Genomic DNA, 18169 nt, shown 5'->3' on the forward strand with positions numbered 1-18169 from the left:
GGCATACAACTCGAAGCTGGAAACCTGAATCTGTTCTGACTTCCAACCCTTTGAATTCTAAGGGGTTTTTCGCATTCCTGAATCAGGAATGGACGCAATTCTGGACTTGTTCACCGGGCATGTCAAGAACAGGAATAAAATAATTCAATGCGTTGCGCCTGCATGGGTCATCACTGGCGCAAGCCGCTTGCTTGCATCTTTTGGCTTTGCGGCGAGGCTTCGACAGGCTCCCCCACCCGCGCACCCACCTTACCGGCCGAAAGAGTCCACCCGCGCTATCAGGGCCCGCGATAAGCGGTGAACGACGGTGCAGCTGCCCTGGCCTGCGCAGCGAGGCTCTCAATTGATTGCTGCACTCTATGCAGCAGTCAAATGCAAAGAGGCCGGATTGTTGAGCATCTAGCACAACCCTATCCTCGTTTCCTGCATCCCAGCTTCCTACCGCAAAGCTTCCAAGGAGATCGAGCATGCTCACCCGCGTACAGCTTCACCAAGTCGGCGCCCCTCAGGTCCTGCAGTTCGAACAGGTACAAGCCCAGGCGCCCGGTGCCGGCGAGGTCTGGCTGGAGCAGACGGCCATCGGCGTCAATCCGCTGGACCTCAGTCAGCGCAGCGGCGCGGTGCCGGTTGCCCTGCCCTGCGGGCTCGGGCTGGAAGGCGCGGGGCTGGTCAAGGCGATTGGTCCCGGCGTCACCCAGGTCCAGGTGGGTGATCGCGTCGCCTATGCCACCGGGCCCCTCGGCGCGTATGCCAGCGCCCGCCTGTACCCGGCCGAGCGCCTGGTCAAGCTGCCGCCGGCGCTGGCCTCAGACGCCGCCGCGGCGCTGCTGTTCAAGGGCATCACCGCCCAGTACCTGCTCAAGACCACCTACCCCGTCGGCCCTGGCACGCGGGTGTTGATCTATGGCGCCGCCGGGGCCCTGGGCCAGTTGATGGTGCCTTGGGCCAAGCACCTGGGGGCCACGGTCATCGGCGTCGTCTCCAAGGCGCAAAGCGTCGACCGGGCCCGGGCCGCCGGTTGCGACGAGGTGCTGGTGTTCGACGCTGCGACCCTCGCCCGACAGGTCGTCGAGGTCACTCAAGGGCACAAGGTCGATGTGGTGTACGACCCGATCGGCCGGGTGTCCTTCGAAGCCTCCCTCGACAGCCTGCGTCCCCGTGGCTTGCTGGTGTCCTTCGGCGCGGCGTCGGGCGCTCCGGAGGCGGTGCAGGTCGGCACGCTCAACGCCAAGGGCTCGCTATTTCTCACCCGCCCGTCCCTCGCCGCCCACACCGCCAGCGCCAGCGAATACCAGGCGCGCGCCGCCGATGTGCTGGACGCCTTCGCCACGGGTATCATCCAGCCGCGGATCTGGCAGCGTTACCCCTTGGCCGACGTGGCCCAGGCCCACGCCGACCTGCACGACGGACGCGCGCAAGGCGCCATCGTGCTGATACCTTGAGGCCGATCCTTTCCGTCCCTTCCGGCCATTTGGCCGCACAACGAGGCAGCCCAGGCACATGGATCCGTTCGACAGCCGACAGGCCGATGAACTCGCCACCTTGATGGCGCTCTTCGAGCACGGCTCTTTCGCCGCCGCCGGGCGTGCCTTGCAGCGCCACCCTTCGGTGCTGTCCAAGCGCCTGGCGGCGCTGGAAAGCCGCCTGGGCATTCGCCTGGTGCAACGCACCACCCGGCAATTGCGCTTCACCGACGAAGGCGCGCGGTTAGTGGAGCGCTTGCGGCAGGCGGCGGGCCTGATCAGCGAAGCCGAACACGAAGCCTCCCAGGGCGCCGCGCAGATCCGCGGGCGCCTGCGCCTGGCCTTGCCGGCCGCCATGGGCCGGCGCTGGCTCAGCCCGATCCTCGCCGAGTTCGCCCTGGCCCATCCCGGGGTGACGCTGGAGACCGAGTATTCGGACCGTTTCGTCGACATCGTCGGCGAAGGTTTCGACGCGGCGATCCGCATCGGCGAACTGGCCGACAGCCAGCTGGTGGCGCGTAAACTCTGTGCGCACCGGCGCATCCTCTGCGCCGCCCCCAGCTACCTGCAACGCCATGGCGAACCGCGGCTGCCCGCCGATCTTGCCAGCCACAACTGCCTGGGCTTTACCGGCCTGCGTTCCTGGCCCGACTGGCGCCTGACCCGCCAGGGCCGGCTGGAAACCGTGCGTATCCACGGCACCTTGCAGAGCAACGACAACGAAGCACTGCTCGCCGCGGCCCGGGCCGGCGTCGGCATTCTTGCCGGCGGCGACTGGCTGATGAACCAGGACCTCGCCTCGGGGCATCTGGTCCGGGTGCTGCCGCAGTGGCAGCTGGACAGCGACTCGGGGATCTTTCTGCTGCGACCGTCGGCGCGCTTCAGCAGCGCCACCACCCAGGCCTTCAAGCAGTGGATCGAGGCACGCTTTGCCCAGGGCGCGCCCTGGGAAACGCCAGCCAGGGACGAGCCGTAGCAGCGTTCACAGCGAACTGACGATGAACTCCCGCAGCCACTGATGAGCCGGGTCGCGGTGGCAGCGCTCGTGCCAGAGCATGGCCAGGTCATAACCCGGGACTTCCAGCGGCGGCTCGACCACCTTCAGTGCCGGGTTGTCGCGCACCAGGCGCGACGGCAGCATCGCCACCAGGTCGGTGCTCGCCAGCGCCGAGAGGACAAACAGAAAATGCGGCACCGACAGCACCACCCGGCGCGTCAGGCCCACCTCGCCCAGCGCGCTGTCGGTGACACCCTGGAAACCACCGCCATCGGGCGATACCACCACATGTTCCAGCTTGGCGAACTGCGCCAGGCTCGGGCGTCGTTGTAGGCGTGGATGGCCCGCGCGGCCCACCAACACGTAACGCTCGCTGAACAGCACGCGGCGGCGCAACCCCGGCGGCGAGTCCTCGCTGGTGTGCAGGGCCAGGTCGATGATGCCCTGCTCGGCCTGCTGGACCAGACGCCCTGGCTCCAGTTCGAGCACCGCCAACCGGGTACCCGGCGCCGCCGCGCGCAAGCCGGCCAGCGCCGGCAGGATCACCGTCGACTCGCCGTAGTCGGACGCCGACACGCTCCAGGTATTGGCCGCCGCGCCCGGGTCGAACGGGCTGGCCGGCGACACCGCCAGCTCCAGGGCCTCCAGCGCCCGGCGCAACGGCTCGCGCAAGGCGTCGGCCCTGGCGGTGGGCCGCATACCCCGCGGCCCCGGCAGCAGCAACGGGTCGCCGAAGATCTCCCGCAGCTTGGCCAGGTGCACGCTGACCGAGGGTTGCGACAGGTTCAGGCGGTGCGCCGCGCGGGTCACGTTGTGCTCGGCGAGCAGCACATCCAGGGTCAGCAGCAGGTTGATGTCCAAGCGCCTTAAATTATTCACGACAATACCTGGGATATTGGATATTCATTTCCAATATACCTGGCAGCGGCCGATCCTGCTGTCTCCCGACATTGGAGACCCTGTGATGAATGTACTGCTGGTGTATGCCCACCCCGAACCCCGCTCCTTGAACGGCTCGCTCAAGGACTTCACGATCAAGCGCCTGGAGGCCGCCGGTCACGCGGTCCAGGTCTCGGACCTGTATGCGATGGACTGGAAAGCGCCGCTGGATGCCGACGACAGCCTGGGCCGGGCGCAGAACGCCCGCTTCGATCCATCCCTGGACTCCAAGCGCGCCTTCGAAGAAGGCCTGCAGTCGGCGGACATCGCCCGCGAGCAGGAAAAACTGCTCTGGGCCGACACCGTGCTGCTGCAATTTCCCCTGTGGTGGTTCTCCATGCCGGCGATTCTCAAGGGCTGGGTGGAACGGGTCTACGCCTATGGTTTTGCCTATGGCGTGGGCGAGCATTCGGATGCGCGCTGGGGCGACCGCTACGGCGAAGGCACCCTGGCGGGCAAGCGGGCGATGCTGATCGTCAGCGCCGGCGGCTGGGAGTCGCACTACAGTCCGCGGGGCATCAACGGGCCGATGGACGACCTGCTGTTCCCGATCCACCACGGCATCCTCTATTACCCGGGCTTCGACGTGCTGCCGCCCTTCGTGATCTACCGCACCGGGCGCATCGACGAAGCGCGTTTCGCCACGATCTGCGACCAGCTCGGGCAGCGCCTCGACCACCTGGCGCAGACCGCGCCTATTCCTTTCCGGCCACAGAACGCCGGGGCCTACAGGATTCCAGAACTGACCCTGCACCCAGACGTCGCCACGGACCGGCAGGGCTTCGCCGCACACCTGATCCCGCCAGCGATCCCCTGAATCGAGCGCCAGTGCAGCAGCCGGCCGCGCAGATAGCTGAATCACAACGAGAAAAGGACCTTTCCATAACCAAACAGCGACAACGCTGATTTACCCTGAAATCAGGACCAGCGAGAATTTCCGGCCCTTCATTTCAGCCAGTCCGTCATGCAATGCTTCCCCCTTCCCTCCGGCCCGGTTGTGCCGCCCGCTGAACATCGGTACCTGGCATGACCGGTCCGCTTTACCGCCAAGCCGCGCTGCAAGCAGAGCAACGCAGTACCCTGGGCGGGGTCACGCTCTATGGCCCCCCTCATCACGCCTGGCTGGCGGCAGCCGCGCTGTTGTTCACCGCCAGCGTCGCCCTGTTTCTTTATGCCGGCAGCTATACCGCCCGTGAACGGGCCAGCGGCGACCTGCTGCCGGAACAAGGCGTGCTGAATATCGTGCCGCCGACCGCGGGCACCGTGACCAAAGTCTTTGTGCGTGACGGCCAGGAAGTCGAGCGCGGCGCGCCCCTGTTGGCAGTGTCCAGCGACGTGGCTACCGGGCTCGGCGCCACCCGCGTGCTCATCGCGGAGCGCCTGCAACAGCAACGCGCGACGCTGGAGCTCGACCAGGGTTCGCAGTCGGCGCTGGCGTCCACCACGCTCGATGAGCTGCGCGCCCGCGCTGGGGTGCTGGCCGCGCAGCGGGCCGAATCCGCCAGCGAAATTGTCCGGCGCCGTCGGCAAGCCGAGCTTGCACGGGAGAAGCTGGCACGCTGGCGTACGCTGCGCGATAAAGGTTATGTGTCGAACGGCAAGCTCGCCGACGAGGAAGCCACGGTGCTCGATGCCGAGGTCCGGGTTCAGGAGGCCATCGGCCAACACCTCAAGCTTGAGCAAGAACAACTCGACACTCGCCGCCAACTGGCCGAGGCGCCGCTGGCGGCGGCCCTGAGGCAGCGCGATATCCAGCGCAAGCTTGGCGAGCTCGACCAGCAGATCGCCGCCAACGAAGAACAACGCGAACGCATACTGCGCGCGCCGCAGGCGGGAACCGTCGCCGCGCTCCTGGCGCATCCCGGACAGACCGTCGCGGCCGGCGAACTGGCCGTCGCCCTGCTGCCGGAAAACGCCAAACTGCAGGCGCGCCTGCTCGTGCCAAGCCGGGCCATCGGTTTCGTTCGCGAAGGCGATCGGGTCGTGCTTCGCTACCAGGCCTATCCGTTCCAGAAGTTCGGCCTGCATTACGGTCGAGTCATCGATGTCTCCCGCACCGCGCTGTCGGCTCGCGACGTTGCCACGCTCACCGGCAACCCCGAGACCCGCGGGCAGTATTACCGGGTGGTTGTCGCGCCCGACCGGCAAGACATCGATGCTTATGGACGTCGCGAACGCCTGCGTGCCGGCATGAGCCTGGAGGCGGACATCCTGCTGGAGCGGCGACGCTTGGTCGAATGGCTGTTCGAACCGCTGTATGCCATTGGCAGGCTGGCACGATGAGGCCGGGTTTCGCTCGCACCCGCCTGCCGATGCTGCTGCAGGCCCAGATGGCCGAATGCGGTCTCGCCTGCCTGGCGATGATCGCCTGCTATTACGGAGCCGACACCGACCTGGCCGCGCTGCGGCGGCGTTTCATGCCGTCGGTGCGCGGTGCCACCCTCAACGAGCTTGTCGGCTACGCCGATCAGCTGGGCCTCGGCGCGCGGGCACTGCGCCTCGAGCTCGATGAACTCGAACGCTTGACGCTGCCGTGCATTCTTCACTGGGACATGAACCACTTCGTGGTGCTCAAGCAGGTGGCCCGCGACCATGTCGTCGTGCATGACCCGGCGCGCGGCGTGCGGCGCCTGACCTTCGCGCAGATTTCCCCCTGCTTTACCGGCATCGCCCTGGAGTTGTGCCCGATGCCGTCGTTCGCGCCGGTACGGGACAAGCCGGCCGTCTCGCTGACGACGCTGATCGGCCGGGTGAATCACATCGGCCGAGCCCTGGGGCTGACCCTCGCCCTGTCGCTGGCGATCGAGATGGCCGGCATCCTGACGCCCCTCTACCTGCAATGGGTCGTCGACCAGGTCCTGGTCTCGGCGGACGTCGACCTGCTGTCGCTACTGGCGATCGGCTTCCTGCTGCTCGTGCTGTTTCGCGATCTGTTCGACGGGCTGCGCGCCTGGGTGCTCACCGGGTTCTCCAGCCAGTTGAACGTGCAATGGAGCGCCTCGGTGTTCGCGCACCTGCTGAAACTGCCAATCACCTACTTCGAGCAGCGCCATGTCGGAGACGTCGTCTCCCGCTTCAACGCGATCCATGAAATCCAGCACACGCTCACGTCGCGCTTCGTCGGGACGTTGCTCGATGGCGTCCTGGCCATCGTCATCCTGGTGGTGCTGTTCACCTACGAAACGACGCTGACCTGGCTGGTGATCGCCTCCTTCGTCATCTATGGCCTGGTGCGCTACCTGGCGTTCCGCCCCCTGCGCCGGGCGCAAGAGGAATATCTGGTGCACGCCGCGCGAGCCGAGACACTGTTGCTGGAGTCGATCCGCGGCGTGCGCGCGCTGAAAATCGCCAACCAGCAGGAACGGCGCACCCAGGGTTATGCCAATGCGACCGTCAACGCCACCAACCGCCACGTCAGGGTGCAAAGACTGTCGATCGGTTTCTCTTCGTTTCAGCACCTGCTGATCGGCGCATCCCGGGTGCTATTGATCTGGGCCGCGGCGCGCCAGGTGCTCGACGGCGAGTTCAGCGCGGGCATGCTGATGGCCTTTGTCAGCTACGCCGATCAGTTCATGACCCGCGCCTCGGGCCTGATCGATGCACTGATCGAGTTCCGCATGCTGCGCCTGCACGGCGAGCGTCTCGCCGACATCGTGCTGGCCGAGATCGAGCCCGGGGCAACCACCCTTCCCGCGCCAGCCGGCCCCCGTCCGGCGCCGGCGCCGGCGCCGAGCGTGGAGGTGCGAGGCTTGCGCTACCGCTACGCGGACAGCGAGCCCTGGGTGCTCGACGGCTGCGATTTCTCCATCGCCCCCGGAGAATCGGTAGCCCTGGTCGGTGCATCGGGGCAAGGCAAGTCGACCCTGACAAAGCTGTTGCTGGGCCTGGTATCGCCCCAGGAAGGCAGCGTGCTGATCGACGGCATCGACCTGCGGACGATCGGCCCCCGCGCCTATCGCGACATGATCGGCTGCGTGCTGCAGGACGACATTCTGTTCGCCGGCACCCTTGAGGACAACATCAGTTTCTTCGCCACAGAACCGGACCGGGCGCGCATCGTGGAAGTGGCACGGCTCGCGCAGATTCACAACGACATCAGTGCGATGCCGATGGGCTACCGGACGCTCGTCGGCGACATGGGCGATGCCCTGTCCGGCGGCCAGCGCCAAAGGGTGCTGCTGGCACGGGCGCTGTACCGGCAACCGTCGATCCTGGTGCTGGACGAAGCCACCAGCCACCTGGACGAGACCTGCGAACAACTGGTCAACGACGCAATCAGCCAACTGCCCATTACGCGGATCATCGTCGCGCACCGCGCACAGACCATCCGCAGCGCAGACCGCGTGATCCGCATCGAACGCGGCAAGGCCCATGACGCCAGCGCCGCGGCAACGAACCTGCGAGCCGAAGAGGCCCGCGAACGTCTTCGGCCGGATTGGCCGGCCGAAGCGGAGGTCCCGGCGAATGGCCGGCCTCCCTTACCACAGGAGTAATTCCCTATGCGTCAACTCACTCAACAGGAAATGACGGTCGTCAGCGGCGGCGGCTTCAGCATCTCGGGCGGCATCAGCGGTAACACCGGCACCGGCAACAATTCGGTGAACGTCGGTATCAGCATCGGCCGCAACGGTACGGGTAAGGGCAACGGCGGGACTGGTATCGGCGTCAATATCGGCGGTAAACAGTCGAGCGCCCGGTAAACCGCTGATGCGCATCGCTCGCCCGCGGCGCAGCCGCGCATCCAGCCATTAGAAATGCCTTAGCGCATGACACTGGCCGGACACCTCCAGGTGTCCGGCCCCCTTCCCCCCATTGACCCCGATGACCTTGGCCCCACCGCATGTCCCCGGACACATCCAAGGGATGCGCCTGAGGACTGATGGAAAAGGCCGGCAGTCTCGGGCGCCAGCCCCACCTACGATTGCTGGCGCGTCCAGGCGTCCTGCTGCTCCTGCTTGACGATGTCGACGAAGTGCGTCGGCAGAAGGTTGCGCAAAGCCCCCGTAATGATGTCGAGCTTCTCCATCCACAGCTTGAGGTCCAGGCTGGCTGCAAATTCGCGCAGCTCGGTGACCTGCGGGGTGATCTGCCCCCCCGGCGATCACCTCATGCCCATTGGCGGCCAGGCGCAGCGCCGCCACACGGCCCAAACCCGAACCGGCGCCGGTGACCAGAATACGTTGAAGCAGTCGCCCGGGCGCGACGCCCGCTAAAACCGAGGCAAAGCCTAGGCCCGCGCCTGGACGCTCGGCACCAGCATGCGCACCAGGGAGTCGGCCGTGCTGCGCAAACGCTGCGGCTCCTGGTAGATGCGTTCCATCACCGCCAGCCCGCGGGTGAAGGTGACCATGACCTGCGCCGCTTCATCCGGCGCCAGGACCAGGTCGCCCCGGATCCGCTCGGCCGACAGCGCGCTGCTGATGGTCAGTTGCAGGGCGTCCAGCAGCTCGCGCAAGCGTTGCTGGATGCGCGGGCCGATCGCATCGGCTTCGGCGGCCGTTTTGGTGGTCAGGCAGCCTTTGGCCGGCGTGCCGCTGGTCATGTTGCTGATCGCCACTTCGAAAAAACGCCGCAGTGCGGTCTCGGTATCCGCGGCCTCGAGGGCCTTGGCGGCGTTGCCCAGAAAGCGCGTGGCGTAGGCTTCGAACGCCAGCAGGAATAACGCTTCCTTACCGCCGTAGGCATGGTACAGCGAGCCGCGCTGGACCTCGGCCGCCTCGGCCAGGTCGGCCATGGAGGTGGACTGCCAGCCCTTGCGCCAGAACACTTCAAGGACCGCCGACAACACTTTTTCTTCGTCAAACTGCCTGACACCCGCCATAAAAATCACTGCTCACATAATTGTTGACAACGTTGTCAAAGATACCAACACTGCGATCCTTGACAGCCCTGTCAATCATAGCCGATAGGCGCTGTGCGGTAAGCATGCTTGATGTACTGGTCCACGACTTTCGTTCCGCGCCACGGAAGGAAGTCGGCTTCACCTGCGCAGTCACGCCCGGTAATAGCGCTCGTGGGCGCGAGCGGTTTTCTCTTTTTACGTCAGGAAAAAGGAGTCTTCGAAATGGTTTCGAACAGTCGTATCCAGTATGGCTACATCAATGTCATCGAGCCCGCCGAGCACAAGGGCGAGCTCACCCGCGACAAGGTCGAGCGCTTCACCGAGGGGTTCAGCAAACCGGCCCTGCTGCGCAAACTCGCGCCCATCGGCGAGGAGTTCGCGCAACGGGCGTTCTTCGATCAGGTCGGCTCGGGGAAAAACCTGCAATGGCGGGTCAAGTCCGGCGACCAGCCAGTGTCGATGCGCGACGAGAACGGCGCCTCGGACTACAACTACGTCACCGGTCGCGTCGGCACCGGGCAGGAATTCCTCGACGACATCTTCACCCACAACCTCGACGTCTACTCGCACCTGGGCACCATTTCCTCGAGCTACAACGACCCCTACGAGTGGGGCAAGGACGCCTTCAACCTGGTCAAGCAGCACGTCTTCAGCAAACCCTGGTTCAACATCGACGCCTGGAAAGTCACCGGCCACATGTTCCTCGGCTACAGCACCCAGGAATACGGCGAGCCGGCCCGCGGCGCGGTGGGCAGCGACTGGCACATTTTCCCGACCCTGAATATTTTCGTGATGATCGCCGGCACCAAGAAGTGGAGCACTCGCCCACCGCAGTTGGGCGACCAGTTCCGCGACTACGACCTGATGTTCGAAACCAGCAGCGGCCGCGAGGCGCCAGGCGGCGACTACGAGGCCGACACCGTCTACGTCGAACCGGGCGACGTGCTGATCAACCCGCCCTTCGAATGGCACAAGGTGCTCAATGCCCGTGGCCTGAGCATCGGCGCGGCGTTCCGGGTGATCGACATCGACTACCTGGATAAGCTGGAGAACCGCCGCAACCTGGACCTCTCCAAGGTCGCCCATGACAACGGCCACTTCGCCGAGACCGAGGAGCTGGCGCACTTCCTCACCAGCGTCAACTACGCCTCGCGCCACATCAATCGGGCGCAGATGCTGCTCAACGACATCGAGTACGCCTACCTGCGCAAGCGCGGCAACGCCGGCTCGGTGAAGATCGGCCACCGCTAGCCCCCAGGCGCCGCAGCGAGGACCCGCTCATGACGCTTACCGTCAGTCCCGAACAGCGTTGGGCCGGCATTCTGTGCGGCCTCGCCGCGGCCCTGATCTGGGGCGCGTTCCCGGTGGTCACCCGGCTGGGGCTGACCCGCACGCCGCTGGATGCCTACGACATCACCTGCATCCGCTACGGCGTCTCCGGGCTGATCCTGCTGCCGTACCTGCTCCGCCATGGCCGTCGGGGCCTGAGCTGGACAACCATCGGCCTGATGGTCGTCGGCATCGGCGCGCCGTACATGCTGGTGGTGGCCCAAGGGCTGGCCCTGGCCCCGGTGGAACTGTTCGCGGTGGTGACTCCCGGCAGCATGATCCTGTTGTCGATCCTGATCAGCGCGCGGCTGTTCGGCACCCGCCTCGGCGCCCGGGCGAACGCCGGCACCGCGCTGATCATCGGCGGCGTGCTGCTGGCCGGCTGGCACAGTTTCGCCGGGGCCCAGGCCTCGCCCTACGCCTACCTGATGTTCCTGCTCGGCGGCCTGCTGTGGGCGATCTATACCCTGGTGTCGAAATGGTCCGGCAGCGACGCGCTGCACGCCACCGCGATCGTCTCGGTGTGCTCGATGGTCCTGTACCTGCCGGTCTACCTGGGCAGCCGCGGGCTGCGGATCCTCCAGGCGCCGCTCTGGGATATCGGCATTCAGGTGGTCTACCAGGGCCTGCTGGTGTCGACGGTGGCGTTGTTCTTCTACAGCCGCTCGGTCCAGTTGCTCGGTGCTGCGCTCGGTTCCACCTTCGCCGCGCTGGTGCCGGGCACGGCCATGGTGCTGGCCGCCCTGCTACTCGGCGAGCGCGCGGACAGCACTGCCATCGCCGGCTTGCTGGTGGTGACCGCCGGCATGCTCCTGACCCTGCTGCCGCAACGCCCGCGCCCGCTGCCGGGCGCCATCGGCCAGCCGACGCCCAGGCCACCAGGACCCACGCCATGAACGACCTGCATGAGCGGACAGCGGCCACTGTCCACAACCAAGGAAAACCCAGTATGAGCAGCGCACCCCTGACCCTCTACGAACTGGCCGGCGCCGACCCGGACCTGCGCTTCAGCCCGCACTGCTGGAAGACCCGCATGGCCCTGGCCCACAAGGGGCTGCAAAGCCAGCGCATCGCCTGGCGCTTCAGCGACAAGGCGCGTATCGCCTTCTCCCGACAAGGCGCGGTCCCGGTGCTGGTGGATGGGGACCAGAGCATCAGCGACTCCTGGCGCATCGCCCTGCACCTGGAGCAGCGTTACCCCGAGCGCCCGTCCCTGTTCGGCGGCCGTGAGGCCATCGCGCTGTCGGCTTTCGTCAACCGCTGGGCCGACAGCATGCTGCTGCCCGCCGTGGCCCGGGTGATCCTGCTGGATGTCTACGCGCAACTGGCCGCCGAGGACCGGGCCTATTTCCGCAGCTCCCGCGAAGCGCACTTCGGCACCTCGCTGGAACAGTTGGTGGCCCCCCAGGCTCAGCACCTGGAGCAACTGCGCCAAGTCCTGACCCCGCTTCGCCAAACCCTCAAGGGCCAGCCCTTCCTGGCCGGCGAAGCCCCGGCCTACGCCGACTATTGTGTGTTCGGCATGTTCATGTGGGCGCGCTGCACCAGCGGCGAAGAACTGCTGGCCCCCAACGACGCCCTGCATGCCTGGCGCGAACGCCTGCTGGACGCCTTTGGCGGGCTGGCGCGCGCGGCCACCCTGGCCACCCCTATCGAGACTGGAGCACGCCATGTCCAATGACCCCGCCCTGCACGACTTCGCCGTCCGTTCCTCGGACAAGATCCGCTACGCCGATACCGACCGCCAGGGCCATGTGAACAACGCGGTATTCGCCACCTTCCTCGAAACCGGGCGGGTGGAGATCATCTACGACCCGCACGCGCCACTCGCCGAACCTGGCAGCGAATTTGTCATCGCGCGCCTGGAGCTCGACCTGCGCGCCGAACTGCGCTGGCCCGGCACGGTGCAGATCGGCACCCGGGTCGCGACCCTCGGCAAAAGCTCGATGACCCTGGAGCAGGCGCTGTTCCAGGACGGCCGCTGCGCGGCCCTGGCCAGCACCGTGATCGTGCAGATCGATGCCCAGAGCCGGCGCTCGAAACCCTTTGGCGAAACGGCGCGGCGCCGCTTGGGCGCCCTGACCACGGCCGCGGAGTCGTTCGCGGAAAAATAGGCGGAGGACGCCATGTCGACGCTCCAGCAACTGTTCTCGGCCCTGCCGTTTTTCCAACTGGCGGTGATCATCGTCGCCAGCCAGCTGTGCGGCGCGCTGCTGGCCCGCTGGGGGCAGTCGCGGGTGATCGGCGAAATCTGCGTGGGCATCCTGCTCGGTCCCTGCCTGCTGCTGGCCCTCGGCGCGCAGTGGCATGCCGCGGTCTTTCCGACGGCCATCCGCCTGGGCATCGAGAACCTGGGCAATATCGGCCTGGTCCTGCTGATGTTCCAGATCGGCCTGCGCTTCGACAACAACCACCTGGGCAGCCACAAGATCGGCTTCAGCGCCCTCTCGGTGGCCAGCGGCGGGGTGATCCTGGCCTTCGCCCTCGGGGCCATGGTCGGGCTGCTCTCCCACAGCGCCCTGGCGCCCGCTCAACCCCGGCTCGGCTACGTGCTGTTCTGCGGCATCGCGCTGTCGATCACCGCCCTGCCGGTGCTGGTGCGAATCATCAGCGACCTGGGGCTGGAGCACTCGCTGGCCGGGACCGTGGGCATCGCGGCCGCCGCCATCACCGACATCATTGGCTGGGTGCTGCTGACGGTCATCGTCGCCCTTTCCAGCAGCGACAGCTCGCTGTTCGGGGTGCTGCGCCAGCTGAGCTTCATCGTCCTGTTCCTCGCCCTCGCACGCTGGGGCCTGCGCCCGCTGCTGCACACCTTGTTTACGCGGCTGCCCGCGACCCGCAGCGCGGCCCCCGCCGCCGATATGAGCATGGCGCTGATGCTGGCGACCGCCCTGCTGTGTGGCTGGATCACTACCCTGATCGGCCTGCACAGCGCCCTGGGCGGGCTGATCGCCGGCTGGCTGCTGCGCGAGCAGCGCCACCACTGGCACCGCCACATGGAAGGCTTCGTCAACATCGGGCTGGTGCCCTTCTACTTCGCCGCCACCGGGTTGAAGATGGACCTCGGCGCCCTGGCGCCGCTCGACAGCTGGCTGTGGCTGCTGGCCTTCTTTGCCGCCGCGGTGCTGGGCAAGACCGCCGGCTGCTACCTCGCCGGACGCCTGGCCGGCCTGTCCGTGGAGGTCTCGCGCAGCGTCGCGGTGTTGATGAACACCCGCGGCCTGATCGAGATCATCGTGCTCTCTGTGGGCCTGGACATGGGGCTGATCTCCCAGAGCGCGTTCTTCCTGTTGCTGATGGTGGCCATCGCCACCACCTTGATGACCACCCCGCTGCTCCGGCGCCTGGCCAGGACCGAGGTCCTTCCATCCGCCCTGGCGAAAGGCGGGCTGCAGACTTCCGATCGGTAACCATCGAGCGACCGGGAAGGCCGGAAAAACCCAGGAGCTACACTCGCAGGTTGTGCCTTGCCTGCGCCCGAAAGCCTGGCCGGGTACCGGACATTCCTCGCCAACCACAGGAGGTGCGGCGGCCATGGTCTTCACCGAAATCGACTACGAAACCCAGGGACCGGTCAGGATCATCCGCTTCAACCGACCGCAGAAACGCAATTGCATCGGCCCCACCACCCACCTGGAACTGATTGAGGCCTGGAGCCGTTTTCGCGACGATCCGCACGCCCTCGTGGCCATCATCACCGGCGCTGGCGACCAGGCCTTCTGTGCCGGCGGCGACCTCAAGGCGGCGCTCGATCTGGTGCCCACCACTCCGGACGAGATCGCCGCGCACAACCGCGGCGAGCGCCCCGGGATCATCGGCCCGAGCCGCTGGACGGATATCTACAAACCGGTGATCGCCGCCGTGAACGGCGTGGCCTACGCCGGCGGCCTGGAATGGGCCTGCTTCGCCGATATGCGCATCGCCGAGGAACACGCGCGCTTCGGCGTGACTTGCCGCCGCTGGAACATCGGCCTGGGCGATGGCGGCACCCAGCGCCTGCCACGCATCGTCGGCATGGGCCGGGCACTGGAGTTGATTCTCACCGGCAAGGTCATTTCCGCGGGCGAGGCGCTGGCGATCGGCCTGGTCAACGAGGTCGTCGCCAAGGGCCGCTCGCTGGAGCGGGCGCTGGAACTGGCGCGCCTGCTCTGCACCCTGCCCCAGCCCGCCATGCGCTCGGACAAGGAAGCCGTCATCCGCGGCTACGGCCAGCCCCTGGCCGAGGGCCTGCGCATCGAAGCCGAGTGTTTCAACCGCTCCATCCATGAGCCGGAAACCCAGGAAGGACTACGCCGCTTCCGCGAGCGCGACCACCCGGACCTGCGCGACGACGTACCGGCCCAGACGCCGGGGTTGACCAAGGATTGAGAGCTGCGGCAAGCCGCGACGCCGGCGGTCAAGAATGACAGGCCCAGGGCGCCCGCCTCGACACCCCGGGCTGCCTGTTACGCCGTGACCGCCGGCGCGTAGCGCACTGCCAGCTTGCGCAAGGCGACGTAGAACACCGGGGTCAGGAACAGGCCGAACAGGGTCACCCCGAGCATGCCGGAGAACACCGCGACGCCAGTGGCGCGGCGGATCTCGCTGCCCGCGCCGCTGCCGATCAGCAACGGCACGGAGCCGGCGATAAACGCCACCGAGGTCATGACGATCGGCCGCAGGCGCAGGCGGCAGGCCTCCAGCGCCGCCTCGATGATGCCCTTGCCCTGGAGCTCCAGCTCCCGGGCGAACTCGACGATCAGGATCGCGTTCTTGCAGGCCAGGCCCATCAGCACCACCAGCCCCACCTGGACGAAGACGTTGTTGTCGCCACCACTGAGCCACACCCCCGACAAGGCCGCGAGCATGCACACCGGCACGATCAGGATCACCGCCAGGGGCAGCGTCCAGCTCTCGTACAGGGCGGCGAGGACCAGGAACACCAGCATCACCGCCAGCGGGAACACCACCGCCGCGGCATGGCTCTGCGTGACCTGCTGGTAGCTCAGGTCGGTCCATTCCAGGGTGATGCCGCGGGGCAATACCCGGGCGGCGATCTCTTCCAGCTTGGCGATCACCTGGCCCGACGACAGCTGCTTGGGATCGGAGTCGCCGATCAGGTCGGCCGCCGGGTAGCCGTTGTAGCGCACCACCGGATCGGGGCCGTAGCTGGGCGTCACGGTGATCATCGCGCCGAGCGGCACCATCTCGCCCCGGTCGTTGCGCACCCGCAGGTTGCCGATGTCCTCGGCGGTCTGCCGGTAGGAGCTGTCGGCCTGGGCCATGACCCGGTAGACCCGGCCGAACAGGTTGAAGTCATTGACGTAGACCGAGCCCAGGTAGGTCTGCAAGGTATTGAACACATCGCTCAGCGACACCCCTTGCGCCTTGACCTTGACCCGGTCCACCTGCACCTCCAGCTGCGGGATGTTGGCCTGGTAGGAGCTGACCGGGTAAGTCATGCCCGGGGTCTGCGCCACCGCGGCCTGGAAGGCGCTCAAGGCATTCTGCAGGGCGCCGTAACCCAGGCCCGCACGGTCCTCGAGGTACAGCGAATACCCCGAACCGTTGCCCAGCCCCTGGATCGGCGGCGGCAACAGCGCATAGGCAAAACCTTCGTGGACCTGGGACAGCTTGGCGTTGAGTTCGGCATTGATCTGCGCCGCGCCGCGTTCGCGCTGGTCGAACGGCTTGAGGATCACGTAGGCGGCCATGACATTCGGCGTGTTGACCGATTGCAAGGCATTCAGGCCGCTGAAGGCCGGCACGGTCTCCACGCCCTCCACCGAGAGTGCCGTCTCGATCAGCTCGCGGGTCACCGCATCGGTGCGGGCCAGGGACGCGCCTTCCGGCAGCTTCGCGCCGGCGAACAGGTAGAGTTTGTCCTGGGTCGGGATAAAACCGCCCGGCACCAGGTTGAACATCCAGGCCGTGCCGATCAGCAGCAAGGCGTAGAGCAAGAACACCGAGCCGCGCCGCCCCAGGGAGTAGGACACCAGGCCGTGATAACCCTCGGAGCGGCGTTTGAACATCCGATTGAAGGCGCGGAAAAAGCCCCCGAACACCTTCTGGATGCCCCGCTCCAGCCAATCCTGCGGCGCGCCGTGGGGCCTGAACAGCTTGGCCGCCAGGGCCGGCGACAGGGTCAGGGAGTTGATCGCCGAGATCACCGTGGAAATCGCGATGGTCACCGCGAACTGCTTGTAGAACTGGCCGGTGACGCCGGAGAGAAAGGCCATGGGAATGAACACCGCGCACAGCACCAGGGCGATGGCGATGATCGGCCCGGACACCTCCTTCATCGCCCGGTGCGCGGCCTCCCGTGGGTCGTAGCCCTTTTCGATGAAGCGCTCGACGTTTTCCACCACCACAATCGCGTCATCGACCACAATGCCGATGGCCAGCACCAGGCCGAACAGGGTCAGGGTGTTGATCGAATACCCCAGCAAATACAGCCAGGCGAAGGTGCCGATCACCGACACCGGCACCGCGATCAGCGGGATGATCGAGGCGCGCCAGGTCTGCAGGAACAGGATCACCACCAGCACCACCAGCACCACGGCTTCCATCAGGGTGTGCTGCACCGCGCTGATGGATTCCCGGACGAACACCGTCGGGTCCCACACCGCCTTGTAGGCCACGCCTTCGGGGAAATGCCGGGACAGTTCGTCGAGCTTGCCGTAGACCGCCTCGGCGACCTGCAAGGCGTTGGCCCCCGGCGAGAGGAAAATCCCCACCGTCGCCTGGTTGCGGTCATCCAGGTGCGCGCGCAGGGTGTAGTCGCCCGCGCCAAGCTCGACCCGGGCCACGTCCGACAGCTTCACCAACTGCCCGTCCGCCCCGCTCTTGAGGACGATATCGGCAAACTCCTGCTCGCTGCGCAAGCGCCCGCGCACGCTGATCGACACCAGGAAGTCGGCGCCCTGGGGCGAAGGCTCGGCGCCCAGCTGGCCGGCCGAGACCTGCACGTTCTGCTCACGGATCGCGTTCACTACGTCGGCCGCGGTCAGTCCCCGGGCCGACAGGCTGTTGGGGTCCATCCAGATGCGCATCGCGTAGTCGCCCGAACCGTAGACCCCGACATCGCCGATCCCGGACAGCCGCGACAGCTCGTCCTTGACGTGCAGGGTCAGGTAATTGCGCAGGTACAGCGAGTCGTAGCTGTTGTCCGGGGACAGCAGGCTGACGTACATCAGCGGCGTCGGCGATTGCTTCTGGGTGGTCACGCCATACTGCCGCACCTCTTCCGGCAGCCGCGACAGCGCCTGGCTCACGCGGTTCTGCACGCGCACCGCGGCGGTGTCCGGATCGACGCCGGGGACGAAGGTGATGCTCAGCGCCAGGCTGCCGTTGGAGCCGGTGACCGACTTCATGTACATGATCCCTTCGACGCCGTTGATCGCCTCTTCCAGGGGCACGGCGACCGACTCGGCGATCTCCTTGGGGTTCGCCCCCGGGTAGGTGGCGCGCACCACCACGCTGGTCGGCACCACCTCGGGGTATTCCCCCGACGGCAGCACCGGGATGGCGATCAGGCCGAGGGCGAAAATGATGATCGACAGGACGATGGCGAAGATCGGTCGGTCGATGAAAAACTTGGAAAAATCCATGGCCGCT

15 protein-coding genes and 1 pseudogene are annotated in these 18169 nt (G+C 66.6%); 12 read left to right on the forward strand and 4 right to left on the reverse strand.

The genetic code is table 11. The features are described from left to right. Window positions 1–467: 467 nt before the first annotated feature. Both BMY68_RS08920 and BMY68_RS08925 read left to right on the forward strand, forming a co-directional pair. Window positions 468–1442: a quinone oxidoreductase family protein gene (locus BMY68_RS08920; protein ID WP_085530609.1), complete on the forward strand. Its 975-nt coding sequence runs from the start codon at window positions 468–470 to the stop codon at window positions 1440–1442. A 58-nt stretch (window positions 1443–1500) separates the two neighbouring features. Beyond that, on the forward strand, window positions 1501–2439 hold the full coding sequence (locus BMY68_RS08925) for a LysR family transcriptional regulator (RefSeq protein WP_085530608.1): 939 nt from the start codon (window positions 1501–1503) through the stop codon (window positions 2437–2439). A gap of 6 nt (window positions 2440–2445) precedes the next feature. Here BMY68_RS08925 and BMY68_RS08930 read toward each other — a convergent pair whose 3' ends face one another. Next, a complete protein-coding gene (locus tag BMY68_RS08930; protein WP_085530607.1) occupies window positions 2446–3339 on the reverse strand; it encodes a LysR family transcriptional regulator in 894 nt (297 codons plus the stop codon). Window positions 3340–3424: 85 nt separating this feature from the next. Here BMY68_RS08930 and BMY68_RS08935 point away from each other — a divergent pair, with 85 nt between their 5' ends. The 4 genes from BMY68_RS08935 (at window position 3425) to BMY68_RS08950 (ending at window position 8099) form a co-directional block, all read left to right on the forward strand. Next, the gene (locus BMY68_RS08935; RefSeq protein WP_085530606.1) at window positions 3425–4216 is read left to right on the forward strand and encodes an NAD(P)H-dependent oxidoreductase; all 792 of its coding nucleotides are present in this window, start codon (window positions 3425–3427) and stop codon (window positions 4214–4216) included. A gap of 209 nt (window positions 4217–4425) precedes the next feature. Then, window positions 4426–5682 carry an HlyD family secretion protein gene (locus BMY68_RS08940; protein WP_085530605.1) on the forward strand — a complete coding sequence of 419 codons (1257 nt, stop codon included), beginning with the start codon at window positions 4426–4428 and terminating at the stop codon, window positions 5680–5682. Beyond that, the gene (locus BMY68_RS08945) at window positions 5679–7892 is read left to right on the forward strand and encodes a peptidase domain-containing ABC transporter (RefSeq protein ID WP_085530604.1); all 2214 of its coding nucleotides are present in this window, start codon (window positions 5679–5681) and stop codon (window positions 7890–7892) included. Before BMY68_RS08940 ends, BMY68_RS08945 begins: the two co-directional genes overlap by 4 nt. Window positions 7893–7898: 6 nt before the next feature. Next, entirely contained in the window at window positions 7899–8099 is a 201-nt protein-coding gene (locus tag BMY68_RS08950) for a hypothetical protein (RefSeq protein ID WP_085530603.1), read from the forward strand. A gap of 393 nt (window positions 8100–8492) precedes the next feature. On the opposite strand, the pseudogene BMY68_RS30310 reads toward BMY68_RS08950, so the two are convergent. Beyond that, a pseudogene (locus tag BMY68_RS30310) lies at window positions 8493–8588 on the reverse strand (short-chain dehydrogenase); the annotation flags it as partial. A gap of 38 nt (window positions 8589–8626) precedes the next feature. Continuing rightward, window positions 8627–9187, reverse strand: coding sequence for a TetR/AcrR family transcriptional regulator (locus tag BMY68_RS08955; protein ID WP_239694077.1), 561 nt, complete (start codon window positions 9185–9187; stop codon window positions 8627–8629). Between the two features lie 276 nt (window positions 9188–9463). Between BMY68_RS08955 and BMY68_RS08960 the strand changes: the two genes are divergently transcribed. The 6 genes from BMY68_RS08960 (at window position 9464) to BMY68_RS08985 (ending at window position 14941) form a co-directional block, all read left to right on the forward strand. After that, on the forward strand, window positions 9464–10492 hold the full coding sequence (locus tag BMY68_RS08960; protein ID WP_085530601.1) for a cupin domain-containing protein: 1029 nt from the start codon (window positions 9464–9466) through the stop codon (window positions 10490–10492). Between the two features lie 29 nt (window positions 10493–10521). After that, on the forward strand, window positions 10522–11466 hold the full coding sequence (locus BMY68_RS08965; protein WP_085530600.1) for a DMT family transporter: 945 nt from the start codon (window positions 10522–10524) through the stop codon (window positions 11464–11466). Then, entirely contained in the window at window positions 11463–12251 is a 789-nt protein-coding gene (locus BMY68_RS08970) for a glutathione S-transferase family protein (RefSeq protein WP_085530599.1), read from the forward strand. Before BMY68_RS08965 ends, BMY68_RS08970 begins: the two co-directional genes overlap by 4 nt. Next, window positions 12241–12684: an acyl-CoA thioesterase gene (locus tag BMY68_RS08975; RefSeq protein WP_007923604.1), complete on the forward strand. Its 444-nt coding sequence runs from the start codon at window positions 12241–12243 to the stop codon at window positions 12682–12684. Before BMY68_RS08970 ends, BMY68_RS08975 begins: the two co-directional genes overlap by 11 nt. A gap of 12 nt (window positions 12685–12696) precedes the next feature. Next, window positions 12697–13983: a cation:proton antiporter gene (locus tag BMY68_RS08980; protein ID WP_085530598.1), complete on the forward strand. Its 1287-nt coding sequence runs from the start codon at window positions 12697–12699 to the stop codon at window positions 13981–13983. Between the two features lie 124 nt (window positions 13984–14107). After that, the gene (locus BMY68_RS08985) at window positions 14108–14941 is read left to right on the forward strand and encodes an enoyl-CoA hydratase/isomerase family protein (protein ID WP_085530597.1); all 834 of its coding nucleotides are present in this window, start codon (window positions 14108–14110) and stop codon (window positions 14939–14941) included. 77 nt (window positions 14942–15018) lie between these two features. Here BMY68_RS08985 and BMY68_RS08990 read toward each other — a convergent pair whose 3' ends face one another. Then, entirely contained in the window at window positions 15019–18162 is a 3144-nt protein-coding gene (locus tag BMY68_RS08990) for an efflux RND transporter permease subunit (RefSeq protein WP_085530596.1), read from the reverse strand. Window positions 18163–18169: the final 7 nt, after the last annotated feature.

The organism is Pseudomonas sp. NFACC41-3, assembly GCF_900109505.1.
In the GTDB taxonomy this organism is placed as follows: Bacteria; Pseudomonadota; Gammaproteobacteria; order Pseudomonadales; family Pseudomonadaceae; genus Aquipseudomonas; species Aquipseudomonas chlororaphis.

Excerpts from the sequence above, each read along its gene's own strand:
- BMY68_RS08920 (WP_085530609.1), top strand. The coding sequence starts at position 468 with ATGCTCACCCGCGTACAGCTTCACCAAGTCGGCGCCCCTCAGGTCCTG.
- BMY68_RS08925 (WP_085530608.1), top strand. The coding sequence starts at position 1,501 with ATGGATCCGTTCGACAGCCGACAGGCCGATGAACTCGCCACCTTGATG.
- BMY68_RS08935 (WP_085530606.1), top strand. The coding sequence starts at position 3,425 with ATGAATGTACTGCTGGTGTATGCCCACCCCGAACCCCGCTCCTTGAAC.
- BMY68_RS08940 (WP_085530605.1), top strand. The coding sequence starts at position 4,426 with ATGACCGGTCCGCTTTACCGCCAAGCCGCGCTGCAAGCAGAGCAACGC.
- BMY68_RS08945 (WP_085530604.1), top strand. The coding sequence starts at position 5,679 with ATGAGGCCGGGTTTCGCTCGCACCCGCCTGCCGATGCTGCTGCAGGCC.
- BMY68_RS08950 (WP_085530603.1), top strand. The coding sequence starts at position 7,899 with ATGCGTCAACTCACTCAACAGGAAATGACGGTCGTCAGCGGCGGCGGC.
- BMY68_RS08960 (WP_085530601.1), top strand. The coding sequence starts at position 9,464 with ATGGTTTCGAACAGTCGTATCCAGTATGGCTACATCAATGTCATCGAG.
- BMY68_RS08965 (WP_085530600.1), top strand. The coding sequence starts at position 10,522 with ATGACGCTTACCGTCAGTCCCGAACAGCGTTGGGCCGGCATTCTGTGC.
- BMY68_RS08970 (WP_085530599.1), top strand. The coding sequence starts at position 11,463 with ATGAACGACCTGCATGAGCGGACAGCGGCCACTGTCCACAACCAAGGA.
- BMY68_RS08975 (WP_007923604.1), top strand. The coding sequence starts at position 12,241 with ATGTCCAATGACCCCGCCCTGCACGACTTCGCCGTCCGTTCCTCGGAC.
- BMY68_RS08980 (WP_085530598.1), top strand. The coding sequence starts at position 12,697 with ATGTCGACGCTCCAGCAACTGTTCTCGGCCCTGCCGTTTTTCCAACTG.
- BMY68_RS08985 (WP_085530597.1), top strand. The coding sequence starts at position 14,108 with ATGGTCTTCACCGAAATCGACTACGAAACCCAGGGACCGGTCAGGATC.
- BMY68_RS08990 (WP_085530596.1), bottom strand. The coding sequence starts at position 18,162 with ATGGATTTTTCCAAGTTTTTCATCGACCGACCGATCTTCGCCATCGTC.